Here is a 26,944-nt window from a genome sequence, read left to right on the forward strand (position 1 = left end):
CTCAGGTCCGCCAGCGCCGCGTTCGCGATCGCCCGGATCGGCCGCAGCGGATGATCCCGCCGAACCCGCGCCTCTAGGTCCACATACGAAAACAGCGACCCCGACCGCTCGTCCGACCCACGCATCCGAAACCCTCAAGCCTCGCTTGAGAGAGTGAATCATGCCCAGTCCCGCACCGCTACGGACTTCTTCAACAGCCTGCTAGAGCCTTTTAGCCTCACATGGAATCATGCGAGGCGTCTAAAAATGGCTCTAAATCAAACATTTAGAGCGCGGCAGCCGAAACCGCTCACACTTTCGGCTGCCACGCTCTAGTGAAAGGTCAGCGAGACCAGCCCGAAACCAAATTCGCGCGAATCGTCCGAACGCCCGTCGCACTTGGGCGAAATGCAACGCTCGGTCTCGAAGGTCAGCCACGACGGGCTCTCGTCTTCGAATCCCGGATCCTCGGAAATGTCGAACGTCTGGCGGAAAACTTGGCCGCCGGGACTGACGGCCTGATCCAAGTCAATCTTGCCCAGCGGTCGACCGTTCATGCCTATGACGACGTCGTAGCGGGGGCGCGACTGCATGTAGTGAGGCACGACGGTGATCGTGACTTGTGTCGGCGCTACGCCCGGCTCCAGCCTGAAGCGGGCGGCGCACCGACGGCGTGCAGACCAGACTCCCCAGGGTTCCACTTCATGGAAGCCGCTGAGTCCAAGGGCCCAGGCCTCGGTCACGCTCGCCTCTTGACCTAAGGCGAGCGCCTTCACGCCGAGGGAGAGCCGTTGGAGGGCGTCCAGCAGGTCGGCCCGCTCCCGAAGCCAAGCTGAGTTTTTCAGGTTGGGATCCCAGGCTTGGAGGTGCAGGGCCGTCGCCCGGCTCACCTGGCCTGGCTTAGCTCCCGCAAATGTCTCGATCATTCGGCGATACACTGTCACATAGCTGTCGACCCACCTATCCAGGCTGGCCTCTTCGCGCACTCTGCCGCCCAGCACGATGGCGTCTTCTGGGTCGTATCGGTCGATCTCGGCCAGGAGAGTCCCAACGGTGACGGGCCTGGACAGGACGCGAAGCCCAAAGTTTTCCCGTCGCCAGGCCAGGTAGCGGTCGGTGGTGGCCAGTCCGGCCAGGCCGCGCCCATCGCACACGATCACCGGGCGCAGGCAAGCCATGGCCTCCAGGGCGGAGAGGGCGCTGGTGAAGACCAGGTCGTAGTCGTGCAGCAGCGCCTCAGGGGCGTCGACCAGGCGGCCGGCGGCCGGCCCCACGGCGTCGACCGCCAGGCCCCGCGCCGCGCAGGCCTGGCGGATCGCCCCCAGATGCCCCTGGTTCTTGGCGAAGGCCAGCGCCCGGCGCGGCTTGGGCGGCAGGGGTGGTCCCGGCTGAAAACGTTCGATATCGACGGCGTTGAGCACGACATGGACCCGGGCCGGGTCAACGCCCTCCTCGACGACCAGTCGATCGCGAAAACCATCGCTGATTGCAACGAAGGTCTGGATGTTGGGCAGACGAGGCGGGGCGTCGTGCCAGGCGGTGAAATCGTGGCATACAAAGAGCGTCGGGGTCTCGGGGAACCGCGCCGCCGCCACGGCCGTCTGGATGACGTGATGTCCGTGGATCACGTCTGGCGTCTCGCGGATGCTGTCGATATCGTCGGCGACCGGTATCGACGCCGCTCGCAACTCGTCAGCGATGGGCCCCAGGCGGGGCGAGTAGACCATCGGCCTGTGACCGACGCGAAGCAAGGCCAGCGCTAGATCGCGGGTCACGGTCTCAGTGCCCGAACGGCCCGTCAGCGCCAGATTGGTCAGCAGGACCCGCAGCCCTCTCCCTTTGGGCGACGTCATTTTGGTCTCCGACCGCTAGCGGCGCTCGGCCGCGGCCAATCGCGAAGCCAACGACGTCACGATAGGCGTCATATGGCTCCAGCGCAGCACCTCGATATACAGCCCGGAGGCGACTCGCATCTCTCCATAGCATTCATAGAGCGGCGGCGCGTCCACCGTGGGCGCGAGTTCCGTCAGCGGCCTGGTGTCGTGCAGGCTTTCGATCTCCAGGATATCGCGCCCAGCGGCGGCTACCAGGCACGACACCTCGTCGGCGATATCGGGATGGCGCGCGATCAACGCCAGCTTGTCGGACACCTGCTTTTCGGTCAGGGCGATGCGTATCCGCTCCATGCCGCGGGGCGCCCGCGCCAACGTGCCCTGGACGACAGGATAGTCCAAGACCTCGACCGGACGCCGCAGTTGCTTACCGGCCTCGGCGGCGGCCACGCGCGCCAGCAGGTGGGTGAGGTCGTGGACCGGGTTGTAGTTCTGCCAAGCGTCGGTCACCACCAGCGAGACGCCGCGCGCGACGAAGGCTTGGCGCAACTCGTCCGCCAGAACCCCGAACGACGAACTGTTCCCGCTCAGAATCCAGTCATAGAGCACGCGATCGTAGACCGAGCCGAAGGGCTCGACCGGAACCGCGCCAAGCTCCGTCGCCATGTTTCGGCTGGCTTGGATCCGCGCCTCCGAATAGGCCGACCTCGATCCCTTGGCGATGATGAAGAGAAAGGGCTTGGTCACAACGAACCAGTGTGCAAGCCGCAGCTCGTGCCCTGGATGCGCCACGACAAACGCAATCTTCCCGGACGATTGAATTCCCAAATCCCAACCTGTTCGTTCGTAACGGGAAATATCACCCGCCTAACCTATAACGAGATTGGCAGACCGTCCCCAACCTTCTCAATGCCCGAAAAGCTAGATTTATCTGAAATCTACCTTAGTATGCAAAATTGAGAGCATCAATCAATACGAGCCCTTGTTCTGTGCCGTGCGACGTGGATGTCCAAGGGCCACAAAGGGAGGGAATGCCCCATGGAAGTCTCCATCAAGTCCATCGTCATCGCCATTGCGCTAGTCTCCGTACCCATGATGGCCAACGCCCAGGCGACTCGGACCTGGGTGTCAGGCGTGGGCGATGACGCTAATCCGTGCAGCCGAACGGCGCCTTGCAAGACCTTCGCAGGGGCGATTAGCAAGACCGCCGTCGGCGGCGAGATCAACACTCTGGATCCGGGCGGGTTTGGTGCCGTCACCATCACCAAGTCGATCACCATCGGCACTGACCCCGCGATGGGTGGTATCCTCTCCGCCTCGACCAACGGCGTCGTCATCAACGCCGCGGCGACCGACAACATCACCTTGCGGGGCCTGACGATCGACGGCGTTGGCACCGGCCTGAACGGCGTGCGCATCCTCAACGCCGGCACGGTCAATATCGAGAACTGCTATATCAACGGCCACCGCTCGGCGGCTCCAAACGGCACTGGCGTCAACCTGCTCAACACGGCCAACACGGTCGAATTGAACATCGATCGCTGCACCATCAGCGAGAACGGCCTGGGCAATGACGGGGCCGGTGTGTTGGTCGCGCCGACGGGGGCGGGTTCGGCCAAGGTCTCGATCACCCGCAGCTTGGTGTCCAACAACACCCGCGGCATCCGGGCCGACGCTGGCGGCACCACCGGCAGCATCAACATCGCCATCAACAACACCGTGACCTCCGCCAACACCCTGTCGGGCATGTCGATCCTCTCGGGCGCATCGAATGTCGCAGACATGATGATCACCAACAGCGTGCTGAGCGCCAACACTTCCGGCGTCAACGCGGTCGGGAACACGGCTGTCGCTCGCGTCGGCGCCAGCACCATCTCCGGCAACACCAGCGCCTTGATCGCCTACTCTCCCGGCCAGATCATCTCGTATGGTAATAACTTCGTGAATGGTAACGGCGCCGGTACGGAAGTCTTCACGTCGACGATCGCTCCACACTAGGCGTCAGCATCCGTTCCAGTGTCGAAAGCTCGTCCGCCTCGCGCGAAGGCTTGTCCCAGCGGATGCGGTTGATGCGGGGAAAGCGCATGGCCACGCCGGACTTGTGGCGGGTCGAGCGCTGCAGGCCTTCGAACGCCACCTCGAACACCAGGCCGAACTCCAGGTCGGCGCGCACCGAGCGCACCGGGCCGAAACGCTCGACGGTGTGGTCGCGCACGAACTTGTCGATCTGCTTCAGCTCCTCGTCGGTGAAGCCGAAATAGGCCTTGCCGACCGGGGTGAGGTGGCGCGTACCGGTCTCATCCTCGCGCCAGACCCCGAAGGTGTAGTCGGAATAGAAGCTGGACCGCTTGCCGTGGCCGCGCTGGGCGTACATCAGCACCGCGTCGATCAGGCGGGGATCGCGCTTCCATTTGAACCACGGGCCCTTGGGCCGGCCGGGTTCGTAGACGCTGTCCCAACGCTTGAGCATCAGGCCTTCGGCGATGGCCGGGTCGCCTTCCGGCGGCCGGGCGCGCAGGGCGGCCAGGTCTTCCCAGGAGCCGAACGGCTGGATGGGCGACAGGTCGATCCGGGGACTCCCGGCCCGGGCCACGAAGGCCTCCAGCCGCCGGCGCCGGTCCCTGAACGGCAGGCCGCGCAGGTCGGTCTCGCCGTCCAGCAGCAGGTCGTAGGCGCGGACGCCGGCGGGGAAGGCCTGAAGCTGCTTGGCGTCGACCGTCTTGCGGTTCAGCCGCTGCTGCAGGTCGCCGAAGCTGGCCACGGCGCCGTCGCGCATCACCAGCAGCTCGCCGTCGATCGCCCCCTCGAAGGCCAGGGCCTCGACCACGTCGGGGAAGGTGGCCGAGATGTCGTCGCCGGTGCGGGTGTACAGGCGCCGCGCGCCGTGCTCGCTGACCGCCTGGACGCGGATCCCGTCCCACTTCCACTCGGCGGCGTAGTCGGCCGGGTCGAGCTTGGCGAAGTCGACCGCCTCGTCGATCGCCTGGGCCAGCATCACCGGTCGGAACCGTCCAGGCGCGTCGGGCGAGGGCCGCTCGGAGCGGCCCTCCAGCCAGGCGAACAGGTCGCCATAGGGCGGGGTCATGGCGTGCCAGACCTCCTCGACCTGGCCGATCTCCACCTGGCCGAAATCGGCGCAGGCCTGCTTGGCCAGCCGCGCGGAGACGCCGACCCGCAGGCCGCCGGTCATCAGCTTCAGCAGCGCCCAGCGGCCGTCGGCGTCCAGGGCGTCCAGCCAGCTCTCGATCAGCCGCTGAACCTCGGACCGAGAGGCGGTCCGCAAGGCCTCGACCACCTCCGACAGGTCCGGCTCGCGATTGGCGCCGGGCCGTGCCGGCCAGACCAGGGCGACGGTCTCGGCCAGGTCGCCGACATAGTCGTAGGACCAGGCGAACAGCTGGGCGTCCATCCGGCTCTCCACCGCCTTGCGGATGCAGGCCGGCTTGGCGGCGTTGAACGACAGGGCCCCGGTCAGGGCCGCCAGCACCCAGCCCCGCTCGGGATCGGGCGTATCGCGCAGGAAGTCCTTGATCAGGGTCAGCTTGGCGTTGCGCGAGCCGGTCAGGGACAGCCGGTCGAGAAGGTGGGCGAAGGCGCGCATGGAGAAAGAATGTCGCACCGGAGCCCGGGTTCACAGCGTGCTCGTGATAACCGCCCAGGATCGTCAGGCCGCCGACGATCTGGCGCGGGATTCGCTCGGCGAACCGGCGCGATCGGCTTCGTCTGGATCCGGCAGACGTCGAGCCTGATCGTCGCCCTGCCCGACGAGGCAGGTCACCGCACGCGCGGCCTTGTAACCAAGGGCGCGCGTATCCGATTCCTGTCTTCGTCCCGCCAGAACGGGGGTTATTTCGATCGACCCACGCGGAGAAAACGACCGAAAGCCATGACTGTATAGAGAATAGCAAATCTTCTGCTACGCAAGCATGTATTATCCTGCAAGCTTACGGCAATATGTACTATGGCTCATATCCAAACGTGTCAAAATCTTGCTTGTATATTTGGTATATAGTGAACTTGTCCTCTTCAGTCCATTCGACATCGATATTGTATCCAGAGGTGTCATTTTGACGTTCCATAACATATTTAGGCTTATCTATGCCTATATCTTCGCAAACCTTCCGCATAATGTTATCCATCCCATCCTCAAGATGGAAAATCTTTACGGCATCTGAAACAAACTCGGACTGAAGGCGAAGGTGGTTGTCTGGAAAGAAAGGATCCTTGAAGAATCGCTTCTTCAACTTACCGACCCACACCGGAAAGGGCTCGATTACCTCGGTATACCTGTGATGTCGAGATATAGCTTGGAATCTGTACTCGCTCGCGATCTTGCAGTACGGGTTCCTGCATATTGCAAAACTATACGAGAAATAACCTGGCGGGAAAAGACATGCAGCATCAGCATAAGTAAAATGCTGAGGTGTGTAGCGAAATGCAACTTCGGCATTCGAATTGAACAGATAAAGTTGAGAGAACTTTTCCAGGTATCTTTCAACCGTCGTCCCGCCACATTTTGGTATGTGAACAAATAGGCTCCTTCGCCCTTCAATATCTATATACGGCATTATCTGTCCTAGAAATACGAGACCGTGAGCTCGCGCGCCTCGCCGCGTAGTGCTTGGCGGCGATAGCCAAGCTAACCGAATATAGGAAATTACCAAGGTTGATATCAACAACGCACAATCATCAGTGGCCATCCGGGAGGTGGAACGTGTCGAAACGGGCTGAGCCTCTCGGTTGCCGAGGACGACGCCGTGTCAGGATGGATTCGGCGCATCGCGCCGTTCGGAGGCGTCGTTTCTCCGAGCTACGACAAGCTGGGCATCGGCCAGGCCCGAGACGAGGACGCCGTGGTCCCGGGCGAAGGGAGGCGGCCTACTCCCCCTCCCCCTCCTCCTCGTCATAGCCCACCAGCCGCAGCGCCCGCGCCGGTATGCCCTGCAGCTCGCACCAGCGCTCCAGCGCCTCCTCGCGGCCATGGGTGATCCACACCTCGCCGGGGCGCAGTTCGTCGAGGGTGGCGGTCAGCTCGTCCCAGCCGGCGTGATCGGAGATGATCAGCGGCAGCTCCACGCCCCGCTGGCGAGCCCTGGCCCGCACCCGCATCCAGCCCGAGGCGAAACAGTCGACCGGATCGGGGAACCGCCGCGACCAGCGGTCGGCCAAGGCCGAGGGCGGGGCGATGATGATCGCGCCCTCGAAGTCCTTCTTCACGCCGGTCGTGGCGGGCGCCAGCCGGCCGAGATCGACGCCGTGGCGGCCATAGAGCCGGTTCAGCCGCTCCATTGCCCCATGGACGTGGATGGTCCGGTCCCAGCCGGCCTCGCGCAGCAGGCTGATCACCCGCTGGGCCTTGCCCAGGGCGTAGGCCCCGACGATGTGGCTGCGCTCGGGAAACTGCTCCACCGACTTCAGCAGGGCCGCCACCTCGTCCTTGTCGTCGGGATGGCGGAACACGGGCAGGCCGAAGGTCGCCTCGGTCACGAACACGTCGCAGGGCACGGGTTCGAAGGCCGGGCAGGTGGGATCGCGGCGGCGCTTGTAGTCGCCGGAAACGACGATGGTCATGCCCTTCCAGCGCACCACGGCCTGGGCCGAGCCCAGCACGTGGCCGGCCGGGACCAGCCCGACCTCCACGCCGTTGTGGGTGAAGGTCTGGCCATAGGCGATCGGCTGGCGGCGGCCGGCGAAGTCCTCGCCGTAGCGCTCGGCCATGATCGCCAGGGTCTCGGGGGTGGCGGCGACGACGCCGTGACCGGCCCGGGCGTGGTCGGCGTGGCCATGGGTGATCACCGCCCGGGCCACCGGGCGGACGGGGTCGATGTAGAAGTCTCCGGGCGGGCAGTAGAGCCCGCCGGGCTTCGGACAGATCAGGTCCCGTGGTTTCATCGGCTGGATATGGGAACGCGCACGGCTATAAACCTATCCCCATGACGACAGACAACAGTCCCGGCCAACAGCACCGGTTCATCGCCAACGCCATGAACGAAGGCAGCCCCCAGGCGCGGGCCCTGGGCCTCACGACCCTCGAGATCGGCGACGCGGTCGCCATTCTCAAGGCGCCCTATCGGCCCGAGATCGTCGGCGATCCGGAGACCGGGGTGATCGCCGGCGGGGTGGTCACCACCCTGCTCGACCACGCCAGCGGCCAGGCGGTGCACGCGGCCATGACCGAATGGACCTCGATCGCCACCCTGGACCTGCGCATCGACTACATGCGGCCGGCCCAGCCAGGCCGCGACGTCCTGGCCCGCGCCCATTGCTACAAGCTGACCCGTTCCGTGGCCTTCGTGCGGGCCGTGGCCTACGAGGACGATCCCGACGATCCGGTGGCCGCCGCTCAGGCCGCCTTCATGCTGGATTCCAGCGCCGGCAAGAAGCCCGGCGCCAACCTCAAGCCGCCCCGTTCCAAGACGGAGGGCGCGGCATGAGCGACGCCGACACTCGCCTGAGCGCCGTGCTCGGTTCGATCCCCTACGCCCGGTTCATCGGCATGCGCGCCGAACTGGCCGGCGACGAGATGACCGCCATCCTGCCGTTCTCCGACCATATCATCGGCAACCCGATGCTGCCGGCCATCCACGGGGGCGTGCTGGGGGCCTTCATGGAGATGACCGCCCTGGCCCAGCTGTCGGTGGCCGAGCCCCTGAAGCGCCAGCCGCGCACCATCGACATCTCGATAGAGTACCTGCGCTCGGGCCGTCCGCTGACGACCTTCGCGCGCGCCAGGATCAACAAGGTCGGCCGGCGGATCGCCAATGTCCATGTCGAGGCCTGGCAGGAGCAGCGCGCCGCCCCGATCGCGGCCCTGCGCGGCCATTTCCTGTTGACCTCGGCGGAGGATTGATCCGGATGGAGAACGCCGGTCTTGAAGGTGAAAGTTTTCACTGTAACGGTTTTATTCGATCACATTACACCCCTGTAATGCCGATTATCGCCGTCAACGTTTCTTAAAAACGCTTCATGAAGCAAAGGTAACGGGTGTTCACCATCCCGCGGGCCTATACCCCTGATCACCGGACGCGGACGGCGCGCCGGACCAACAGGGAACCAAGACCATGACCTTCTCGAACAACGCCTTCTCCGGTTTCGCCAGCATCGTCCTGGCCATGCTGCCCCTCGTCGTGATCGCCGGTTCGCTCGTCACGAGCTTCTAGGTGATCGCCGCGTAGCTCCACCGGGTCTGCGACCTCAAGGCCTCAAAGGCATTTCGGGCCGCCCGGTGGAGAAGGGTGCGACGATGCGCCCGGTATTCCATGTCGGCGTCTAGTCCATCGCCGACCGCCCTTGCCACGAGGGCCCTCCCCAGACTTGTGCTTACGACGTGTGGTTGCCATCCACCTTCGCCAGCGGCGCGCCCAGTGCATTGCTCAGCGATAGGCAAGGGCTGTTCATCCAGCCGCTGGCCGGTCGCGGTTGGAAAGCCGCAGTGATCAACATCCTCGCGCCACATTGGGGCCGCCGCCGTCGGGTCACGTAACTCGGCGTGCGAACCCGCGTTCATCAGCGGCGCGGCCGGCTTGACACCTGGGCCATACCAGCGCCCTCTGAGGTGGAGTGGAGAAGTTGATGCACGCAGAAATTAAGGCCTTTGAGGGGCTCTGGCCTGGGGGATATTGGGAAGGCGACCCCGCCGATCCACACACGGTTTCCAGCTATTCCGCCATCGACATGAACGAGGGCTACGCCAGCCAGGCCGCCGTCCGAGCGGAAAAGAGAATCTGCGCGGAAGAGCTGGGTTTTCTCAGCACGTTGCACGTCGTTTATCTGATGTGCATCCGCAATCGGGTTCGTGACAAGGTCGTGCTGGAAATCGGCCCTGGCCGCGGCGCCTGGTCGAAGGCGATCCTGGAAAGCGGCGCCGCGCGGCTGTTCGCGCTCGACGCCCTGTCAGCCGAGCACAATCAATTCTTTCCCTACGTCGATCCTCGGGGGGTTCACGGCGACAAAATCAGCTATCGGCAGGTGTCGGACTTCAATGCGACCCTGCCCGAGGGCGCGCAGGTGGACTTCGTATTCTCGTTCGGCTGCTTCTGCCATATCCGCCGGCCCGGCGTTTCCGAATACATGCGCAACGTCCGGGACCGGATGAAGGTGGGCGCGGAGGGCTTCATCATGATCAGCGACTACGTCAAGATGTTCGCGGCCGCTGGCGGCGTCTTTGACCCGGACAACTTCGTCGAAGGCGGCAATGGCGCTGGCGTTCCGTGGTCCCATCTCGGCACGGACTGGTTCTGCGACCTGCTGGGCGACGTCGGCCTGACCGTTTTGGATCCGGATATCGGCTGCAATCGGCGCGATCCGATCGTGCATTTCAGGCGTTGACCATCGCGAGCGCGAGGCGGCCGGCGCTTGTCCGAAGTCCCGCGCTGGCGTTACACGTTGGCGCCCAGGCGGCGACATCGCCGACACCAGCTATATGATCGACGGGCGCATAGTGTGAGACAGTGGCTGCCATGAAGATCTTCATCTACTCCAACTGCCAGGGTGCGGGTGTCGAAGCCTTCCTGCCGCTCTTGACCAATCGCGAGTTCACCTTTCGTCGGGTAGAAAACTATCGGGTGATCAACGGAGAGATCTCGGTCGACACCTTTCTGGACGACCTGAAGACCTCGGATCTGCTGATCTATCAGCCGGTTGGCTCCAATCACGGCTTTCTGTCGACGACGCCCGGCGAAGACAACATCCGCTCGGCGGTCCGGCAGGGCGCGCAGGCGATCTCCGTCCCGTACGTCTACAATGACGCGCTCTGGCCATGCTTCGTCGAGGGGGAGAGCGTCCGCAACGGCGAGGCCATCGACGTGTTGCTGGAAGCCGGCGCTACGGACGAGGATGTCCAACAGGCCTACGATCGCGGCGAAATGGACTTCCGGTTCGCCGAGCGCATGGCGCTGTCGTTGGACACGCTTCGGCAGCGCGAGGCCGACACCGACGTCAAGATGCACGCCATGGTGGCGGAGCAGCTGCTGTCGACCGAACTGCTGTTCACCCAGAACCACCCCTCGTCGGTCATCTTTCGAGAAATGACCAGCCAGATCTGCCGCCTGCTCTGGGGCGACGCCTTCCAGACGCGCGACATCGGTTTGGTGGACAACAACCTCGCGGCCCTGCCAGGCCGCTATCCGCTCGACCGGTACAGCATCGAACAGCTAGGCGTGACGTTTCAAGCTGCACCCGACGAGGGCGCCGATCATTTCTATCGGGCGATCTTGAAAACCCACTGCGCCAATTGGCGCGCGTCGCAGGCGCAGCTTCGAAAACTGGCCTAAAGCCTTTTAGCCCCACATGGAATCACGTGAGGCGTCTAAAAAGGGCTCTAAATCAAACATTCAGAGCGTAGCAGGCGCCGAAACCGCTCACACTTTCGGTTGCCACGCACCTAGCGGTCGGTTCCAGCCAGGTTAGCCGTCGCGTCTGGGCCCGGGTCGCGTCCACGGGCGTTGGCTGGGGACGTCCGTGGGCCTCGGGGTTCGGCGCCTCGCGACGGCGACCGCGCGCCTCTTTCGGATGAGCAGGCCGCCCTGACGCAAGGTCACGTCTTGCCCCGCCGGTTTCACGCGCCTAACCAACCGCCATGCGCACGCCCGAGAACCTCGCCGAAATCCTGACCCTCGAACCCATCGAGGTGAACCTGTTCCGGGGCGTCAGCTCCAATGACGGCTTTCCCCGCATCTTCGGCGGCCTGGTGATCGCCCAGGCCCTGACCGCGGCCTACAAGACCGTGCCCGACCGCATCTGCCATTCGCTGCACGCCTATTTCATCCGACCCGGCGACGTGAACGCCCCGGTGCTCTACGAGGTCGAGCGGGCCCGCGACGGCGGCACCTTCACCACCCGCCGGGTGGCGGCCATCCAGCACGGCGAGCAGATCTTCAACCTGGCCTGCTCGTTCCAGACGCCGGAAGAGGGCCTGGAGCACCAGACCGGAATGCCCGACGCGCCCGATCCGGAGACCCTGCCGACCGAGGCCGAATATCTGCGCGGGCTGGGCGACGACCTGCATCCCCGCTTCGCGAGGATGGCGGAACATCCCCGGCCCGTGGACCTGCGCTGGGTCGATCCGCAGCATCCGACCCGACCCGTGCCGAAATCCTCGACCAAGCAGGTGTGGATGCGGGCCCGGGCGCCGATCGGCGACGACGTTCGCCTGCAGCAGTGCGCCCTGGCCTACGCCTCGGACATGGCCTTCATGGAAAGCGCCCTGCGTCCGCATGGCCTGATCTGGACCACCCCCGGCCTGCAGGCCGCCAGCCTGGACCACGCCATGTGGTTCCACCATCCATTCGACTTCAACGACTGGATCCTGTTCGCCCAGGACAGCCCGTCGGCCTCGCAGGGCCGCGGTCTGGTGCGCGGCCAGATGTTCACCCGCGATGGCAAGCTGGTGGCCTCGGTGGCCCAGGAATGCCTGATGCGGGTGCGGAAGTAGGCCGGACGCCGCCTGTCGAACTCAGTCGTAGTGACGCTCGGCGTCCTCTCCGCCCTCGACCGGCCCCTCCGGCTCGCCGACCATGACAGGGGGATCGGCCAGGACCAGGCCCTCGGCGATCTTCACCTCGGGCACGGCGGCGCGGGTGAAGGGCAGGTACCAGGTCTGGCCGCCCAGGGCCGGGGTGATCTCCAGCAGGTCGTCGGCGCCGAAGTTCTGGACGCTCTTGATCTTGCCGATCAGGTCGTTGGTGGCCACGTGGCGCACGGTCAGGCCGATCAGGTCGGCCAGGTAGAATTCGTCTTCCTCGGGCTCGGGCAGGGCCGAGCGGGGAACATAGAGGCGCAGGCCGCGCAGGGCGTCGGCGGCCTCCTTGGTGTCGATCCCGACGCAGCGGGCGACGACGCCGTCCTTGGCCACGCGGGCGGTGGTCAGGGTCAGGGCGGGCGAGCCGTCCTGGCGCGTCAGCACCTTGAACCGGGTCAGGGTCAGCGGGTCTTCGGTATAGGTCGCGATGCGCACCTCGCCGCGCACGCCGAAGCCGCCGGCGACGCGGCCGACCAGGATCAGGGTCTGCGGAGCGGGTGAGGTCATGAGCGGGCGCGCAAAAGAAAACGCCGCCGCCAGGCGGGAGCCCGGCGGCGGCGCTTCCGAGGGCCTTAGCCTTCGGTGGTTTCTTCCGAAGCCGGAGCTTCCTCGGCGGCCGGAGCCTCTTCGGCGACGACTTCCGGCTCGGCCGCCGGAGCCGCGGCGGCTTCGGCGGCCGCGGCGGCGGCGGCTTCAGCGGCGGCCTTGGCGTCTTCCTTGGCCTGGGCCTCGGCGGCCGCGCGCTCTTCTTCGCGCTGGGCGCGTTCGGCGATGCGTTCCTGGGCCTTCTTGCCCGGGGCGCCCTTCTGCGGGTTGTTGCCGTGGGCCCAGGTGGTCAGGCCCTCGGCGGCCAGGAAGCGGGCGACGCGGTCGGTCGGCTGAGCGCCCTTCTTGAGCCACTCCTGGATGGACTCGACCTTCAGGGTCACGCGCGCGGCGTCGTCCTTCTTGAGCAGCGGGTTGTAGGTGCCGACCTTCTCGATGAAGCGGCCGTCGCGGGGCGAGTGGCTGTCGGCGACGACGATCGAGTAGTAGGGACGCTTCTTGGCGCCGCCACGGGCGAGACGGATCTTCAGCATAGTCTTAGTCCTTGGTCTAAAGTTCTATTTCTTGAACGGGTTGAAGCCGGGGGGCAGGCCGCCCAGTCCGGACAGGAGGTTGGGCTTGGCGTCGCCGCCGCCCCCGGATCCCGGAAGACCGGGGAGCCCCGGAAGGCCGCCAAGGCCCCCCGCGGAAGTCTGGTCGGGCGCGGCTGTCTTGCCGCCGCCCATGGCCTTCAGCCGGGACATGTCGCCGCCGCCCATCATGGCGGCCATGCGAGCCATGCCCTTGCCGCCGTCCTTGCTCATGGCCTTGAACATGTCGGCCATCTGGCGGTGCTGCTTGAGCAGGCGGTTGACCTCGGCCACGTCGACGCCGGCCCCGGCCGCGATGCGGCGCTTGCGCGAGGCCGCCAGGATGTCGGGCTTCTTGCGCTCCAGCTTGGTCATCGAGCCGATGATTGCCTGCTGGCGGCGGAAGATGCTGTCGTCGATGCCGCTCTCGGCGATCTGCTTCTTGACCTTCTGGACGCCGGGCAGCAGGCCCATGATGCCCTGCATGCCGCCCATCTTCTGCATCTGCGAGAGCTGGGCCGACAGGTCGTTCAGGTCGAACTGGCCCTTGGCCAGCTTCTTGGCCATGCGCTCGGCTTCGGCCACGTCGAGGTCCTGGGCGGCCTTCTCGACCAGGGCGACCACGTCGCCTTGCCCGAGGATCCGGCCGGCCACCCGGCGGGCGTCGAAGACGTCCAGGGCGTCGATCTTCTCGCCGGCGCCGAGGAACTTGATCGGCAGGCCGGTGACGTGGCGCATCGACAGCGCCGCCCCGCCCCGGCCGTCGCCGTCGGCGCGGGTCAGGATCAGGCCGGTCAGCGGCAGGCGCTCGTGGAAGGCCTTGGCCGTGCGCACGGCGTCCTGGCCGGTCAGGCTGTCGGCGACCAGGATGGTCTCGGACGGCGTGGCGATGCGGGCGATTTCCGCCGCCTCGCTCATCATCGCCTCGTCCAGGGTGGTGCGGCCGGCGGTGTCGAGGATCAGGACGTCGTAGCCGCCCAGCTTGGCGGCCAGCATGGCGCGCTTGGCGATGTCGGCGGCGCTCTGGCCGGCGACGATCGGCAGGCTCTCGACCTCGACCTGCTTGGCCAGCATGGCCAGCTGTTCCATGGCGGCCGGACGGCGGGTGTCGAGCGAGGCGACCAGCACCTTCTTGCGCTCGACCTTGTTCAGCCGCAGGGCCAGCTTGCCGGTGGTGGTGGTCTTGCCCGAGCCCTGCAGGCCGGCCATCAGGATCACCGACGGCGGGTTCAGGGCCAGGTTCAGGCCGGTGGGGACCTCGCCGCCCAGCATGTCGACTAGGCCGTCATAGACGATCTTGACCACCTGGTCGGCGGGCTTGACCGAGCGGATGACCGCCTCGCCGGAAGCGCTTTCCTTGGCCTTGCTGATGAAGTCCTTGACCACCGGCAGGGCGACGTCGGCTTCCAGCAGGGCGACGCGGACCTCGCGCAGCGCCTCGTCGATGTCCTTCTCGGACAGCACGCCGCGACCGCCGAGGCGGTCGAAGACCCCTGAAAGTCGCTCTGTAAGGCCGTCGAACATGTCGAACCCTGGTTAAGACTACAGTCCAAACGCGATCAGCCCCCGTGGACGATCACGTCGACGGGGGTCCTCGCCGTCCTCGTCCGGATGGATCCTGGGCTACCAGGCCGGGGTCGTGACGGTGGAGGCGCTGCTGATATAGCGCCGGAAGCGCGCGCTTATGCACGAAAGGGGGCGGGGAGTCAAAAGCCGTGGACTACAGGATGTCCACCCAGACGCGGCCGGCCTTGCGCTTGAAGCCGGCGCGTTCGAGAACCGACCAGCCGATAGGGTCGTGGGCGTAGGTCAGCCGTACGGTGTCGCCAGCAGCGTTGATCGCCCAGGCCCTGTAGAAGGCGGCGAGGCTGCTGAGCGACATCGAAAACAGAGCCGGCAGGTAGAACCAGACACATTTCAGCGTCACCAGCTTTAGGCCCCTGCTGGCGAGATCTCGCTCCACGGCTTCGCGTAGCCCGGCCTTCATGGCGCTAACCCCGCAGTTCCAGCCCGTTGCCTTCAGGATCCGAAAGATAGAGCGAGGTGGCCTTGCCGGTCGAGCCGTAGCGCTCGCCGACGTCGCCGATCGTGACGCCGTGAGCTTCGAGATGCGCCCGGACCGCCTCGACCTCGAAATCGACCACCCGCAGGCACAGGTGGTCCATGTTGTGGCCGTCCTGGCCCGGCGCCGCCCCGCCCATCCGGCCCAGGCGGCCGGCCACGTCGACCAGGTCGATCAGCTGGGCGCCGGCCCGCAGCTGCACCAGGCCGATGGCGTCCTGCCGCCGCTCGACCGCGCAACCCAGCACCTCGACATAGAACCGCTCCAGCCGGGCGGGGTCGCGGGCGCGGATCACCACGTGATCGATGCCGAGCAGGCGCATGACGAAGGTCCTCGGACGGGAATGATCCGTTGAGCTATTCATCGCCCGCGCCGCTGGCAAGGCTGGCCGCCGCGAGGACGACCGGCCCTTTCCGGTGGCCCAGACGGGCCCTCTCAGAGCAGCCAGCCCTCCAGCGACAGGCCGCCGCCCGAGACCAGCACGGCGAAGTCGGAATGGGCGTCGCCGTCCAGGTCGCCCCAGATGACCGAGGCCTGGCCGAACAGGCCCGCCAGCCCGTAGATTCCCAGGTCGACGCCCCCCAGGGCGGCGACCGCGCCCAGCAGGCTGGAATAGGCGCTGACCATCAGTTGGCCGACTCCGCCGGCCGTCCAGGTCGACACCAGCGAGAAGGCCTGGTCGCCGTCCAGGGCGGCGTTGGCGTCCAGGGCGCTGAAGTCGAACAGGTCGCCGCGGCTGTAGTCGGCGACGTAGTCGATCGACAGGCCGCCATTCCCGAACGAGGCGGCGTCGAAAGCGAAGACGTCGGCGCCGCCTCCGCCCAGCAGGATGTCGAAGTCCGTCCCGCCGTTCAGCCGGTCATTGCCCGAGCCGCCCATCAGGACGTCCTTGCCGCCCGCCCCGAACAGGCGGTCGGCCCCGCCTGCGCCGCTCAGCAGGTTGAAGGCGTCGTTGCCCTCGATGAGGTTGGCCGAGCCGTTGCCCGCGCCCAGGGCGGCGTCGCCGATCAGCCTGAGGTTCTCCAGGTTGGTGGAGAGGCTGTAGCTGATCGAGCTCCAGACGGTGTCGACACCGCCGCCGGCCAGCTCGGTCACCGTGTCGCGCCAGCTGTCGACCGCATAGCGATCGTCGCCGGCCCCGCCGGTCATCCTGTCGGCGCCCGTTCCGCCGTCGAGCACGTCGTTTCCAAGCCCGCCGACCAGGATGTCGGCGCCGTCGCGGCCTTCCAGCGTGTCATTGCCGGCGTTGCCGGTCAGGGTGTTGGCCGCGGCGTTGCCGATCAGCCGATCCGAGCCGGAGCCGCCGACGCCGTTCTCGATCGTCGCGCCGTAGGCGATGCCGACATTGTCGGTCAGGCGGCCGACCACAGGATTGGCGGCCAGCAGGGCCATGTTGGCGTTGTAGGTCGCCAGGGCCACCGGGGCGTAGCCCGCCGCCGCGCGGTTGGCGTTGACCTGCTCGAACGACGGGGCGGTGTCGTAGGTCACCCCGCCGATGCTGCTGAGCGAGCCGGGCGTCAGGTCGATGATCTGGTCGGTCGCGTAGCCCGAGGCGTCCAGGGTGTCGATCCCGCCGGCGTCCCAGATGGCCATGACCGGGGCCGGGGTCTTGGTGAAGTCGTCGGAATCGCGGCCGGCGTTGCTGTTGAAGCCGTAGGTGGTGTCGCCCGTGCGGGTGGTCATGTCGGCGCCGTAGATCGCCTGGATGGCGGCGATGTCGTGCACCAGCGGAGTCGAGGCGTAGACCGTGGCCGAGAGATTGAAATCGAAATGGCGCGCCCCGGTCTCGGCGGCGGCGAAGTAGGACATGATGCTGTAGGCGCGGCTGTCCTGGTAGTACTCGGCGTTGGCCGCGTAGGTAATGCTGACCCCGGGGGCGGCGTTGTAGTCGCCGGGATGCTCCAGCCCCAGGGCGTGGCCGCTTTCGTGGGTCAGGGTGTGGATGCCGTAGAGGCCCTCGTCCAGCTGGAAGTTGCTGGGCTGGTTGGCGCTGACCCAGATGTCGCCGGCGATCAGGTCGGCGTTGTCGGGGGTGTAGTCATAGGGCAGGTAGGCGTAGGCCTGGGTGCCCGGCCGGTTGGTGTAGTTGGCGAAGGTGATGTCGGCCTGTTCCGGCGCGGTCTCCACCAGGGTGGGGGCGATCAGGTCGTCCCAACTGGCCATGGCCTCGCGGGCGGCCGCCTTCTGGTCCTCGGTGAACGGGGCGAAGCCAAAATATTCGGGCCGGCCGTACAGCTGGCCGTCTTGCTCGTAGACGTAGGGCTCGGCGAACATGCTTTCGGCGGTGTGGAAGCCGAAGTTCAGCACGCTGACGTCGCCGTCGCGGGGTACGGCGTGCTCGACCTGGCCCGGCGTCCAGCCGGCCCCGCCGCGATTGAGCTGCTCGATCACCTGCTCGATCGTGAACACCGGCTTGTCGCGGATCGTGCCGCCCTGGCCGTCCACCGAGGCGGCGACCGGCTCGACCGAGACCTCCAGCGCCGGCGCGACCGCGTCGGTCGGCCCCTGGAACACCGGGAAGTCGATGTCCCGGTGGAGATCCTGGTCCAGGCTTTCGTCGTGGAGGCGCATCGGTTTTTCCGTTGGCTGGTGTGGAGGGGGTTTCGCGGAATCGGGCCGCGCGAGGTCAGGGCGCCGGCCGTGAGCGCCACGGCAGGATTTCGGCGAGCGCGGCGTTCACGGCCGCGTCGAATCGGGGGCTGGCGCTGGTCCCGAGGGCCGGGAGGGCCGTCGCGCGGGGCGCGGCGCCGAACAGCTCGGACGGCGCGGCCGTGGCCCGGAACACGCGCAGGCTGAAGACCAGCAGCGGCCCGTCCCGGGCCTCGCCCGGCTGGAGGTTGGCGTGGAACAGCAGGACGGCGGTGTCGGCGGCGATCAGGCCGGGATCCCCCGGCGCCAGCAGGACCACCGGGATCGGCGCCTTGTCGGCGGCCAGGGTCCGGACCCGATCGCAAAGCGCGGCCTGGAGCCGGCGGCGATCCGGCGTCCGATCCGGGTCGACCAGGCATTGGACGCCGAGGCGCTTGGCGCCGTCCCAGGCCAGAACCGGCGTCGCGGCCGTGGCCACGCCGCCGAAGATCATGGCCCCGATCGGGGGCAGGGCGCACGCCCATGCCATGAATTGTCGTCTTGGCGACATGGATTTCCCGCAGCCGATCCGTCTTGGGCGTCTTCGGCCCCATGACCTTCGCGAGGAAATTGCCGTTATGCAAGCCCAAGGTGTATTGTGAAGCTTACATATTTCAAGGTGCGCTCAAGCTAGTGGCGACGCGCCGTCAGTCGGCCGGCGAGGTGATGGTCGCGCCCGAGGCCTTCAGGCGATCCAGCACGCCATTGGCCGGCAGCAGGAAGGCCAGGTCGACGACGGCGATGGTCACGCCCGGCCGGTTCAGCGCCTCGCTCAGGGCGTCGGCCGATTGGCCGATCTGCTGCGCCAACAGGGCCGGACCCCCAGGCGCGCGCATCACGCACCGCTGAGCGGCCGAGCTGGAATAGCGGGCGCGCACGCTGGCCAGATCGCCATTGGCCCAGTCGGTTCCGATGTCGGTCGGATGAGCGCCGTTGTATTCCAGTTCGGTCAGGGCGTCGCGCAGGCAGGCCAGGTTGGCGTCGTCCGACAGCTTGCCGGCGCTGGCGAGGATCGGGCCCAGGCGATACTGGCTCATCGCCTTGACCTTGACGCCCTTGGCCTTGGCCATGCGCTCGATGGTGCTGACCGGCTTGGCCTCCGAAAGGCCCGCCGCCTGGCGGAAGTCCGACAGCAGGATGAAGCCGGCCACGGCGGGTTTCCAGTCCTTGTACGGCACGGCCGTGCGGCCGGCCCGCTCGCGGGCGCTGACGAACCGCGCCTTCAGGTCGGGGGGCAGGCGGTCCTCCAGGCTCTTGCTGAACGGGCCGTAGCGCACCCCGCCGCCGCCGGTCAGGAAGAACTTGGTGACTTGCAGCGGGCCGACCGAGGCCTCGGGCGGGACCAGGACGAGGCTGGCCTGGTCCATGGCGCGGTTGAGCCGGGGACTGTCCCACTTCAGCTGGTGCGGCAGGGGCGAGGCCGAGCCGACCACATAGAGCTTGGCGGCGCCTTTCTCGACCAGCCACAGGGCTGGGCCGGGCGGCCGGGCGACCACCTGCAGTTCCTCGACCACGGCGCTGCCGGGGTCCTGGGGGAAGAGCTCGACGGTCTGGGCCGGCGACGCCTGGGCGGGAGCCTGCGGCGGGTTCTGGGCCGAGGCGGGAAAAGCCGCGAGCGCCAGGGCCGCCCCGCCGACCAGCGCCGATATGCCTCGAGCCATGGCGTCCTCATCCTCCCTGGGCGTCAGCCTGGCAGATAGGTATCCGCATGCCGTGGCGAAAGCGCGGCGGGCGGCAGGTCGCGCAGGGTCTGGGCCAGCAGCCGTCCCTCGGCGCCGCGGCTGGAGCCCGCCCGCCAGGCGACGACGATCTCGCGGCTGGAATGGTCGGAGTCCAGCGGCCGGATGGTGACCGGCGCGTTGTGGGCCAGGCCCGCCGCCACCGCCATCGACGGCAGGAACGACACCCCCAGGCCCGAGCCGATCATCTGCACCAGGGTGGGCAGGGAGGTGGCCGCGAAGCTCTCCTCGTCGCCGAGCCCGGCGCCGCGGGGCGGTTCCAGCCCGCACGCTGCCAGGGCGTGGTCGCGCAGGCAGTGGCCGTCCTCGAGCAGGATCATGTCGTCGCCGCGCAGGCTGTCGGGATCGACCCGCTCGAAGGCAGCCATGCGGTGGTTGGCCGGGGCGGCGGCCAGCAGTTCATCGTCCTCGACATGGGCCCAGTCCAGGCCGGCCATGTCGTAGGGCAGGGCGATCAGGGCGGCGTCCAGCGCGCCGGACTTCAGGGCGGCGATCAGCCGGTGGGTCAGGTCCTCGCGCAGGTACAGCTTCAGCTTGGGGAACTGGTCGCGCAGGGCCGGCAGCGCGCGGGGCAGCAGATAGGGGGCGACGGTCGGGATCACCCCCAGGCGGAACCGCCCGGCCAGGGGCTGGCCCGCCCCGCGCGCGGCCTGCACCAGGTCTTCGGCCTGGGCCAGGATCGCCTCGGCCCGGCGCACGGCCTCCTGGCCGGCGGCGGTCAGGATCACGCCGGACCGCGCGCGGTCGACCACCGGCGCGCCCAAGATCTTCTCCAGCTCCTGGATGCCGGCCGACAGGGTCGGCTGTGTCACGTGGCAGGCCTCGGCCGCCCGGCTGAACGAGCCGTGTTCCGACAGGAGCTTCAGATATTGCAGCTGGCGCAGAGTGGGGAGCATGGCCGATAGATAGGTCAGGTCTATCGGATTTCAAAAGACAATCGACGTGATCTTTGCTGCAACCGCGAGAGCCGTCGGCGCCATCGCATAGAGTGGCCCTATCGCCGAGTATGAAACAATCGATTGGCCCTATCGACTTACCTTGCGTACAAGGCTCCTCGCAATTCCTGCAGGAGAACTTCATGTCCTTGATCAACACCCAGATCAAACCCTTCACCGCCCAGGCCTACAAGGGCGGCAAGTTCGTCGAGGTCAGCGACGCCGACCTGAAGGGCAAGTGGTCCGTCGTGTTCTTCTACCCGGCCGACTTCACCTTCGTCTGCCCGACGGAGCTGGAAGACCTGGCCGATAACTACGCCACGTTCCAGCGCCTGGGCGTCGAGATCTACGCGGTGTCGACCGACACCCACTTCTCGCACAAGGCCTGGCACGACACCTCGCCGGCCATCGGCAAGATCCAGTACACCATGGTCGGCGACCCGTCGGGCCAGATCACCAACAACTTCGGCGTCATGCGCGAAGGCGTCGGCCTGGCCGACCGCGGCACCTTCCTGATCGACCCGGAAGGCGTGATCCAGTTCGTGGAAGTCACCGCCGAGGGCATCGGCCGCAACGCGATCGAACTGCTGCGCAAGATCAAGGCCGCCCAGTACGTCGCGTCGCACCCGGGCGAAGTCTGCCCGGCCAAGTGGGAAGAGGGTGAAAAGACCCTCGCCCCGTCGCTCGACCTGGTCGGCAAGATCTAGGCCGTTCCACGACCTGTCGCGACCTCCGGGTCGCGACAGGGCTCGCCGCCGGTTCCGTCAGCCCCTCGGCGGGCCTTGGGGAACCGGCGGCGACGCCCTTCCCTTTCCAGACAATTCCAAATCCGGCGTCGCGTCTCCCCGCGCGCCCACAGTCGGAGCCCGCCATGTTGGACGATGGTCTGAAGACCCAGCTGAAAGCCTATCTGCAGAACCTGCGCCAGCCGATCGAGCTGGTCGCCTCGCTGGGCGAGGGGCAGGGCTCCAAGGACATGCTCGCGCTGCTCGAGGACGTGGCCGGAACCTCCGACAAGGTCAGCCTGAACCTGGCCGGCGACGACGCCCGCAAGCCGTCCTTCGCCATCGCGCGCCAGGATGGAAGCGCCGATGTCCGCTTCGCCGGCCTGCCCCTGGGCCACGAATTCACCTCGCTGGTTCTGGCCCTGCTGCACGTCGGCGGCCACCCGCCGAAGTTCGACGCCGAGGTCCTGGATCAGGTTCGCGCCTTGGAAGGGGAGTTCCGCTTCGAAACCTATTTCTCGCAGAGCTGCCAGAACTGCCCGGACGTGGTCCAGGCGCTGAACACCATGGCCGCCCTGAACCCCAGCATCAGCCACGTCGCCATCGACGGCGCGCTGTTCCAGGCCGAGGTCGAGGAGCGCCAGGTCATGGCCGTGCCGACCATCCTGCTGAACGGCCAGCCGTTCGGCCAGGGCCGCATGAGCCTTGAGCAGATCCTGGCCAAGCTGGACACCGGCGCGGCGGCTCGCGAGGCCGAGAAGATCAAGACCAAGGACGCCTTCGACGTTCTGGTGGTCGGCGGCGGCCCCGCCGGCGCCGCGGCGGCGATCTACGCCGCCCGCAAGGGCATCCGCACCGGCGTGGCGGCCGAGCGCTTCGGCGGCCAGGTGCTGGACACCATGGCCATCGAGAACTTCATCTCGGTGTCGCACACCGAGGGCCCCAAGCTGGCCACGGCCCTGGAGCAGCACGTCAAGGACTACGACGTCGACATCATGAACCTGCAGAAGGCCGTCGGCCTGGTTCCCGCCAAGACGCCGGGCGGCCTGATCGAGGTCAAGCTCGAGAACGGCGCCAGCCTCAGGTCGCGCAGCGTGATCCTGGCCACCGGCGCCCGCTGGCGGAACATCAACGTGCCCGGCGAGGCCGAGTACAAGAACAAGGGCGTGGCCTACTGCCCGCACTGCGACGGTCCGCTGTTCAAGGGCAAGCGCGTGGCGGTGATCGGCGGCGGCAACAGCGGCGTCGAGGCGGCCATCGATCTGGCCGGCATCGTCGCCCACGTGACCTTGATCGAGTTCGACAGCCAGCTGCGCGCCGACGCCGTCCTGCAGCGCAAGCTCGCCAGCCTGCCGAACGTGCGCATCGTCACCTCGGCCCTGACCACCGAAGTGCTGGGCGACGGGAACAAGGTCACCGGCCTGACCTACAAGGACCGCAACCACGACCAGGTCCACCGGGTCGACCTGGAGGGCGTGTTCGTGCAGATCGGCCTGGTGCCCAACACCGAGTGGCTGAAGGACAGCGTGGCCCTGACCCAGCGCGGCGAGATCGAGGTCGACCATCGCGGCGAGACCTCGCTGCCCGGCGTGTTCGCCGCCGGCGACGCGACGACCACGCCCTACAAGCAGATCATCATCGCCATGGGCGAGGGATCGAAGGCGGCGCTGTCGGCCTTCGACTACATGATCCGCCTGGAGCCGGCGGTTCCCGCCGAGCAAGAGGCCGCCTGAGGCCTTTTCGACGGGGCCAAGCGTCCCGATCGGGTCTCCATGAAGCCGCCGTGACCGCCTTTCGAGGCCGTCGCGGCGGCTTTCTCGCGTCGGTTTCGTGTATTTGGCGATGCGTCAATGCGCCTCCCGCCGAGCGCGTGATCTGGACCTCGACAGCAATCTTGACCGCGGGCTATCCTGTTAACGAATGGGCAAATGATTCTGCGCGGCTGAGGGGCCGAATCGGCGCGATGGGCGTCGAGCCGCGGGTCGTTAGAGGGTGGGCAAGATGAGGCTGCTGTCGAAGAGCGATCGCAACACCAAGGGCGGCGTCAAGCCGGTGATGCTGGCCGCCGAGAACGATCGTCCCGAAAGCGACGGAGGCGCCGACCGTCTGGTCGAGGCCACCCAGGCCATCGGCGTCCGCTACGAGACCATCCACGGCGGGCTGGACAGCATCAGCCGCGTGGTCGAGCACCTGCGGGCCATCGAGCCGCTGCTGTCCGAGATCCGCGGTCCGGTCGCCGAGGAGTTCGAGGCCCGTCGCGCCGAGCACGCCGAGCTGATCGCCCTGCGCGCGGCCCACGACCAGGCCGCCCGCCAGCTGGCCGTCGCTCAGGCCGAGGAACGCGACCTGTCGGCCCGCCTGGCGACCGCCGACGCGGCCCTGACCGAATCCGAAGCGCGCCGCCAGTCCCTGGACGTCGCCCTCGAGGACAGCGCGCTGGAGATCGACCGCCTGCGCAACGGCCTGCAGCAGTCCGAACTCAAGGTCGGCGGCCTGGAGGCGGCGCTGCGCGACGCCACCGCCCGCGCCGAACACCTGGCCCAGGACGTCGAGACCCTGCGGATCCAGACCCAGGACATCGACGCCCGCCGCGGCGAGTCCGAAGCCGCCCTGGCCGCCGCCAAGCAACAGTCGGCCCTGCAGGCCGAGGAGCTGGGCACCGTGAAGAAGCGCCTGGAGCAGGCCGGCGCCGACGTCGCCCGCCTGTCGCGCATCGAGACCGAGCTGGAAGCCCAGGTCGCCGCCGAGCGCGCCCGCGTGCTGGCGTCCGAGAACGCCCTGACCACCATCCAGGCCGACAGCGCCCGCACGATCCGCGGCCTGGAAGCCCAGGTGGAGGCGGGCCGCGCCGAGGCCCTGGCCCTGCAGACCCGGCTGGAGACCGCCACCGGCCGGGCCGACAAGCTCGAGGAAATGAACGGCCAGATCTCGGCCCGGCTCAACGAGAGCAGCGCCCAGCAGCAGGCCGTCGAGCGCCGGGCCGGCGACCTCAACGTCGCCCTGGAGCGCGCCCTGGAACGGGTCCGCAACCTCGAGGACGAGGTCGAGGACCTGCGCGGCCGCCACGCCGGCGTCGACACCGCCCGCGCCGCGGCGATCGAGCGCGCCGACCAGCTGGCCAAGACCGTCGCGGCCCACGAAAAGGCGCTCAAGCGGGCCGAGGAACGCGCCGCCCAGCTGCGCACCCGCTTTGAGGCCCTGCAGGCCTCGGAAGACGAGACCCGCCGCGCCCACGACGACAAGATCGCCGAGATGCAGGCCGAGATCGAACGGGTCCGCTCGGAAGCCGCCCTGGCAGAAGGCGCCCTGGAATCGGCCCGGCGCGACCGTTCGCGTCTGCAGATGGCCCTGCTGGGCGCCACCAGCGACGACATGCAGGCCGTCGGCTAGCTCTCCGGGATCGGTTCAGGTCGCGAGAACATCGACCCCGGGCTTCGCGCCCGGGGTTTTTGTTTGGATCTTCCGCCCATGACATGTTCTACCATGACGATCATATGTTGACGGTTCCCCTATAGAGTGCTCACCCTGCGGTGGGCCTGGGGCGATCGACGCGGGCGCGGCCTCGCGCGACTCCCGGCCAAAAGGGCGGAGGGTGCGATGAAGATCTCGAAACCGGGACGGAAGATCGGCTGGCGGGCGCTGGGCGCGGCCCTGGTGTGCCTGGCGGGCGGAGGCGGGCTGTTCGGCGCCCAGGCGATCGACGCCGCCCCCCCGGCCAAACCGGCCTACCTGGCCGCCTTCCCCAATTTCGCGCCCAGGCTGACGCCGCAGATGCCGGGCGACGTCGACATCGCGCTGAAGACCCAGCTGGAGAACGCCAAGAAGTTCTCGGAGGTGCAGCGCGAGTTCGACCTCTATTCCTGGCAGATGTTCCTGGCGCTCAACTGGCCCACCAACAGCCAGGGCCAGGCGGCGCCCAGGCTGACCGACACCCGGTTCGGCCCGCCGCACTGGACGCTGTGGCACAATTCCAGCGCGATCTTCCAGACCGACGGCGCGCGGCCGGCCGCCTGCGGCCTGTCGCCCAAGGCCCGGACCCTGGTGCTGTTCCGCGGCGACCTGGCCAAGCCGGTCAGCAAGGGGCTGGCGCCGTTCTCGGCCCAGGCCACGGCGAACACCGACCCTCGGGCCACCCGCTTCCTGGGCGTGCTGTCGGCGGTGGGCGAGCTGAACGCGGCCAATCTCGGTGACGACATCAACCAGGCCTTTTCCGGCCCGATGCTCGATCAGAACGGCGAGTTCGTCTATTACGAGATCATGATCGACCCCAACGAGGTCGGCTATCTCTGCGACAACAGCCTCTACAACATCAACGGCCAGGTCGCCTTCACCAAGGCCGGCGGCAAGGTGGCCATGCCGATCGGCACGCCCGACAAGGACTGGAGCGGGTCATTCGAGCTGAAGTTCGCCTGGCGGATCCTCAAGCCCGGCAAGGACGACTTCTCGCGCTTCTACACGAGCCCCGCGGTGGTCATGGACCCGGGGCCCGACGGCAAGCCGCTGGAACGCAAGGTGACGGTCGGCCTGGTCGGCATGCACATCGGCCACAAGACCAAGACCTCGCCGCAATGGATCTGGTCCACCTTCGAGCAGATCGACAACCTGGACGTCGATGCGGTGGCCCACCCCAAGTTGAGCCCGTCGTTCGTCGACCCGAACTGCCCGATGTGCGCCGTCAACCAGCTGCCGCAGAAGGTGAAGGGCGTCTATCCGCGCATCCCGACCCAGGCCTGGCGCGGCGTTCCGATCCCCGGCGACAAGGTGGCCCTGAACCGCCAGGCCCAGGCGGTGCTGAAGGCCCAGGGCTCGGTCTGGCAGTACTACCAGTTGATCGACACCCAGTGGCCGACCGACCCGTCGGCGCCGCCCGCGCCGTGGAACGGCGGCCTGCCCAACGCCATCGACAACAAGCCGGGGGGAAACCCCACGCCGGTGTTCCTGACCAACATCACCATGGAAACCTACTTCCAGAAGGGCAACCAGGTCGCCTGCAACGGCGAGGAATTGCCCAGCGGCCAGGACTGCCCGGCCTCGGGCCCCGCCCAGCCGCCGGTCTGGAACTCGGTGCTCAACAACCAGGGCAAGCCGGTCACGCCGGGGATCAACACCCTGACCTTCCAGACCGAAAGCTGCATGGGCTGCCATTCGTCGGCCGGGGTCTGGACGTCCTACGACCCCAAGACCGGCAAGGGAAAACAGTCGGGCCAGCTGACGGCCGACTTCTCCTGGCTGCTCAGCCAGAAGGCCAGCTACGAGAAGTAGGTTGAGGCGAGATCAAAAACGGTTGTCATCCCGGAAAGCGCGGAGCGCTTGTCCGGGACCCAGGTGAACCGCAAGGCTTTCGCCCAGTCCCCTGGGTCCCGGACAGCCTCTGCGAGGCTTCCGGGATGACAACTTTTGGGGCTTCAAG

At 67.2% G+C, this 26,944-nt stretch carries 24 protein-coding genes and 1 pseudogene; 10 read left to right on the forward strand and 15 right to left on the reverse strand.

Annotation, left to right across the window (positions count from 1 at the left end; all coding sequences use genetic code 11):
• The 3 genes and pseudogenes from AC07NX_RS13830 to AC07NX_RS13840 form a co-directional block, all read right to left on the reverse strand.
• Nucleotides 1–125: pseudogene (locus AC07NX_RS13830) on the reverse strand (IS5/IS1182 family transposase); the annotation flags it as partial.
• Between the two features lie 186 nt (nt 126–311).
• Nucleotides 312–1,832 (reverse strand): glycosyltransferase, encoded by a 1,521-nt coding sequence (locus AC07NX_RS13835; RefSeq protein WP_494642500.1) that lies wholly within the window; start codon nt 1,830–1,832, stop codon nt 312–314.
• A 15-nt stretch (nt 1,833–1,847) separates the two neighbouring features.
• Nucleotides 1,848–2,558: a hypothetical protein gene (locus AC07NX_RS13840; RefSeq protein ID WP_494642502.1), complete on the reverse strand. Its 711-nt coding sequence runs from the start codon at nt 2,556–2,558 to the stop codon at nt 1,848–1,850.
• A gap of 291 nt (nt 2,559–2,849) precedes the next feature.
• Between AC07NX_RS13840 and AC07NX_RS13845 the strand changes: the two genes are divergently transcribed.
• Nucleotides 2,850–3,809, forward strand: a complete 960-nt coding sequence (locus tag AC07NX_RS13845; RefSeq protein WP_494642503.1) for a right-handed parallel beta-helix repeat-containing protein — start codon at nt 2,850–2,852, stop codon at nt 3,807–3,809.
• Here AC07NX_RS13845 and AC07NX_RS13850 read toward each other — a convergent pair.
• The 3 genes from AC07NX_RS13850 to AC07NX_RS13860 form a co-directional block, all read right to left on the reverse strand.
• Nucleotides 3,784–5,412: a cisplatin damage response ATP-dependent DNA ligase gene (locus AC07NX_RS13850; protein ID WP_494642504.1), complete on the reverse strand. Its 1,629-nt coding sequence runs from the start codon at nt 5,410–5,412 to the stop codon at nt 3,784–3,786. The genes AC07NX_RS13845 and AC07NX_RS13850 overlap by 26 nt on opposite strands.
• 358 nt (nt 5,413–5,770) lie before the next feature.
• Nucleotides 5,771–6,379 carry a sulfotransferase family protein gene (locus tag AC07NX_RS13855; protein ID WP_494642506.1) on the reverse strand — a complete coding sequence of 203 codons (609 nt, stop codon included), beginning with the start codon at nt 6,377–6,379 and terminating at the stop codon, nt 5,771–5,773.
• Nucleotides 6,380–6,689: 310 nt separating this feature from the next.
• Nucleotides 6,690–7,703 carry a ligase-associated DNA damage response exonuclease gene (locus AC07NX_RS13860; RefSeq protein ID WP_494642507.1) on the reverse strand — a complete coding sequence of 338 codons (1,014 nt, stop codon included), beginning with the start codon at nt 7,701–7,703 and terminating at the stop codon, nt 6,690–6,692.
• 41 nt (nt 7,704–7,744) lie between these two features.
• On the opposite strand from AC07NX_RS13860, the gene AC07NX_RS13865 reads away from it, so the two are divergent.
• The 5 genes from AC07NX_RS13865 to AC07NX_RS13885 all read left to right on the forward strand — a co-directional run bounded on the left by AC07NX_RS13865 (nt 7,745) and on the right by AC07NX_RS13885 (nt 12,243).
• The gene (locus AC07NX_RS13865) at nt 7,745–8,245 is read left to right on the forward strand and encodes a PaaI family thioesterase (RefSeq protein ID WP_494642508.1); all 501 of its coding nucleotides are present in this window, start codon (nt 7,745–7,747) and stop codon (nt 8,243–8,245) included.
• On the forward strand, nt 8,242–8,661 hold the full coding sequence (locus tag AC07NX_RS13870; RefSeq protein WP_494642509.1) for a PaaI family thioesterase: 420 nt from the start codon (nt 8,242–8,244) through the stop codon (nt 8,659–8,661). Before AC07NX_RS13865 ends, AC07NX_RS13870 begins: the two co-directional genes overlap by 4 nt.
• Before the next feature lie 722 nt (nt 8,662–9,383).
• On the forward strand, nt 9,384–10,139 hold the full coding sequence (locus AC07NX_RS13875) for an SAM-dependent methyltransferase (protein ID WP_494642511.1): 756 nt from the start codon (nt 9,384–9,386) through the stop codon (nt 10,137–10,139).
• Nucleotides 10,140–10,270: 131 nt separating this feature from the next.
• A complete protein-coding gene (locus AC07NX_RS13880; RefSeq protein WP_494642512.1) occupies nt 10,271–11,083 on the forward strand; it encodes a WcbI family polysaccharide biosynthesis putative acetyltransferase in 813 nt (270 codons plus the stop codon).
• A 305-nt stretch (nt 11,084–11,388) separates the two neighbouring features.
• Nucleotides 11,389–12,243: an acyl-CoA thioesterase gene (locus AC07NX_RS13885; RefSeq protein WP_494642513.1), complete on the forward strand. Its 855-nt coding sequence runs from the start codon at nt 11,389–11,391 to the stop codon at nt 12,241–12,243.
• Between the two features lie 21 nt (nt 12,244–12,264).
• Here AC07NX_RS13885 and rimM read toward each other — a convergent pair whose 3' ends face one another.
• The 9 genes from rimM to AC07NX_RS13930 form a co-directional block, all read right to left on the reverse strand.
• On the reverse strand, nt 12,265–12,837 hold the full coding sequence (rimM, locus tag AC07NX_RS13890) for a ribosome maturation factor RimM (protein ID WP_494642514.1): 573 nt from the start codon (nt 12,835–12,837) through the stop codon (nt 12,265–12,267).
• A gap of 65 nt (nt 12,838–12,902) precedes the next feature.
• Entirely contained in the window at nt 12,903–13,409 is a 507-nt protein-coding gene (gene rpsP, locus AC07NX_RS13895; protein ID WP_494642515.1) for a 30S ribosomal protein S16, read from the reverse strand.
• Between the two features lie 24 nt (nt 13,410–13,433).
• Entirely contained in the window at nt 13,434–14,969 is a 1,536-nt protein-coding gene (gene ffh / locus AC07NX_RS13900) for a signal recognition particle protein (protein WP_494642517.1), read from the reverse strand.
• Between the two features lie 196 nt (nt 14,970–15,165).
• Entirely contained in the window at nt 15,166–15,372 is a 207-nt protein-coding gene (locus tag AC07NX_RS13905) for a hypothetical protein (RefSeq protein WP_494642518.1), read from the reverse strand.
• Nucleotides 15,373–15,436: 64 nt separating this feature from the next.
• Entirely contained in the window at nt 15,437–15,829 is a 393-nt protein-coding gene (locus tag AC07NX_RS13910) for a VOC family protein (RefSeq protein WP_494642519.1), read from the reverse strand.
• Between the two features lie 113 nt (nt 15,830–15,942).
• Nucleotides 15,943–18,078 (reverse strand): M10 family metallopeptidase C-terminal domain-containing protein, encoded by a 2,136-nt coding sequence (locus AC07NX_RS13915; RefSeq protein ID WP_494642520.1) that lies wholly within the window; start codon nt 18,076–18,078, stop codon nt 15,943–15,945.
• Between the two features lie 55 nt (nt 18,079–18,133).
• Entirely contained in the window at nt 18,134–18,625 is a 492-nt protein-coding gene (locus AC07NX_RS13920) for a hypothetical protein (protein ID WP_494642522.1), read from the reverse strand.
• Nucleotides 18,626–18,782: 157 nt separating this feature from the next.
• Complete coding sequence (locus AC07NX_RS13925) at nt 18,783–19,796, reverse strand: TraB/GumN family protein (RefSeq protein ID WP_494642523.1); 1,014 nt, start codon at nt 19,794–19,796, stop codon at nt 18,783–18,785.
• A 23-nt stretch (nt 19,797–19,819) separates the two neighbouring features.
• The gene (locus AC07NX_RS13930; RefSeq protein ID WP_494642524.1) at nt 19,820–20,770 is read right to left on the reverse strand and encodes a hydrogen peroxide-inducible genes activator; all 951 of its coding nucleotides are present in this window, start codon (nt 20,768–20,770) and stop codon (nt 19,820–19,822) included.
• A 182-nt stretch (nt 20,771–20,952) separates the two neighbouring features.
• On the opposite strand from AC07NX_RS13930, the gene ahpC reads away from it, so the two are divergent.
• From ahpC to AC07NX_RS13950, 4 genes are all read left to right on the forward strand, one after another.
• Nucleotides 20,953–21,516, forward strand: a complete 564-nt coding sequence (ahpC, locus tag AC07NX_RS13935; protein WP_028039395.1) for an alkyl hydroperoxide reductase subunit C — start codon at nt 20,953–20,955, stop codon at nt 21,514–21,516.
• 164 nt (nt 21,517–21,680) lie between these two features.
• Nucleotides 21,681–23,267 carry an alkyl hydroperoxide reductase subunit F gene (gene ahpF / locus AC07NX_RS13940; RefSeq protein ID WP_494642526.1) on the forward strand — a complete coding sequence of 529 codons (1,587 nt, stop codon included), beginning with the start codon at nt 21,681–21,683 and terminating at the stop codon, nt 23,265–23,267.
• A gap of 268 nt (nt 23,268–23,535) precedes the next feature.
• Nucleotides 23,536–24,924 carry an intermediate filament-like cell shape determinant CreS gene (locus AC07NX_RS13945; protein WP_494642527.1) on the forward strand — a complete coding sequence of 463 codons (1,389 nt, stop codon included), beginning with the start codon at nt 23,536–23,538 and terminating at the stop codon, nt 24,922–24,924.
• A 207-nt stretch (nt 24,925–25,131) separates the two neighbouring features.
• Complete coding sequence (locus AC07NX_RS13950; RefSeq protein ID WP_494642528.1) at nt 25,132–26,796, forward strand: hypothetical protein; 1,665 nt, start codon at nt 25,132–25,134, stop codon at nt 26,794–26,796.
• Nucleotides 26,797–26,944 lie beyond the last annotated feature (148 nt).

Source organism: Caulobacter sp. GW821-FHT09A05 (assembly GCF_059418465.1).

What these genes read in the sequence shown, in the direction of transcription:
- AC07NX_RS13880 (WP_494642512.1), top strand. Translation starts at nt 10,271, where the DNA reads ATGAAGATCTTCATCTACTCCAACTGCCAGGGTGCGGGTGTCGAAGCC.
- AC07NX_RS13850 (WP_494642504.1), bottom strand. Translation starts at nt 5,412, where the DNA reads ATGCGCGCCTTCGCCCACCTTCTCGACCGGCTGTCCCTGACCGGCTCG.
- AC07NX_RS13870 (WP_494642509.1), top strand. Translation starts at nt 8,242, where the DNA reads ATGAGCGACGCCGACACTCGCCTGAGCGCCGTGCTCGGTTCGATCCCC.
- AC07NX_RS13885 (WP_494642513.1), top strand. Translation starts at nt 11,389, where the DNA reads ATGCGCACGCCCGAGAACCTCGCCGAAATCCTGACCCTCGAACCCATC.
- AC07NX_RS13915 (WP_494642520.1), bottom strand. Translation starts at nt 18,078, where the DNA reads ATGCGCCTCCACGACGAAAGCCTGGACCAGGATCTCCACCGGGACATC.
- ahpF (WP_494642526.1), top strand. Translation starts at nt 21,681, where the DNA reads ATGTTGGACGATGGTCTGAAGACCCAGCTGAAAGCCTATCTGCAGAAC.
- AC07NX_RS13835 (WP_494642500.1), bottom strand. Translation starts at nt 1,832, where the DNA reads ATGACGTCGCCCAAAGGGAGAGGGCTGCGGGTCCTGCTGACCAATCTG.
- AC07NX_RS13860 (WP_494642507.1), bottom strand. Translation starts at nt 7,703, where the DNA reads ATGAAACCACGGGACCTGATCTGTCCGAAGCCCGGCGGGCTCTACTGC.
- rpsP (WP_494642515.1), bottom strand. Translation starts at nt 13,409, where the DNA reads ATGCTGAAGATCCGTCTCGCCCGTGGCGGCGCCAAGAAGCGTCCCTAC.
- AC07NX_RS13865 (WP_494642508.1), top strand. Translation starts at nt 7,745, where the DNA reads ATGACGACAGACAACAGTCCCGGCCAACAGCACCGGTTCATCGCCAAC.
- ffh (WP_494642517.1), bottom strand. Translation starts at nt 14,969, where the DNA reads ATGTTCGACGGCCTTACAGAGCGACTTTCAGGGGTCTTCGACCGCCTC.
- AC07NX_RS13845 (WP_494642503.1), top strand. Translation starts at nt 2,850, where the DNA reads ATGGAAGTCTCCATCAAGTCCATCGTCATCGCCATTGCGCTAGTCTCC.
- ahpC (WP_028039395.1), top strand. Translation starts at nt 20,953, where the DNA reads ATGTCCTTGATCAACACCCAGATCAAACCCTTCACCGCCCAGGCCTAC.
- AC07NX_RS13875 (WP_494642511.1), top strand. Translation starts at nt 9,384, where the DNA reads ATGCACGCAGAAATTAAGGCCTTTGAGGGGCTCTGGCCTGGGGGATAT.
- AC07NX_RS13920 (WP_494642522.1), bottom strand. Translation starts at nt 18,625, where the DNA reads ATGGCATGGGCGTGCGCCCTGCCCCCGATCGGGGCCATGATCTTCGGC.
- AC07NX_RS13855 (WP_494642506.1), bottom strand. Translation starts at nt 6,379, where the DNA reads ATGCCGTATATAGATATTGAAGGGCGAAGGAGCCTATTTGTTCACATA.
- AC07NX_RS13930 (WP_494642524.1), bottom strand. Translation starts at nt 20,770, where the DNA reads ATGCTCCCCACTCTGCGCCAGCTGCAATATCTGAAGCTCCTGTCGGAA.
- rimM (WP_494642514.1), bottom strand. Translation starts at nt 12,837, where the DNA reads ATGACCTCACCCGCTCCGCAGACCCTGATCCTGGTCGGCCGCGTCGCC.
- AC07NX_RS13950 (WP_494642528.1), top strand. Translation starts at nt 25,132, where the DNA reads ATGAAGATCTCGAAACCGGGACGGAAGATCGGCTGGCGGGCGCTGGGC.
- AC07NX_RS13925 (WP_494642523.1), bottom strand. Translation starts at nt 19,796, where the DNA reads ATGGCTCGAGGCATATCGGCGCTGGTCGGCGGGGCGGCCCTGGCGCTC.
- AC07NX_RS13910 (WP_494642519.1), bottom strand. Translation starts at nt 15,829, where the DNA reads ATGCGCCTGCTCGGCATCGATCACGTGGTGATCCGCGCCCGCGACCCC.
- AC07NX_RS13945 (WP_494642527.1), top strand. Translation starts at nt 23,536, where the DNA reads ATGAGGCTGCTGTCGAAGAGCGATCGCAACACCAAGGGCGGCGTCAAG.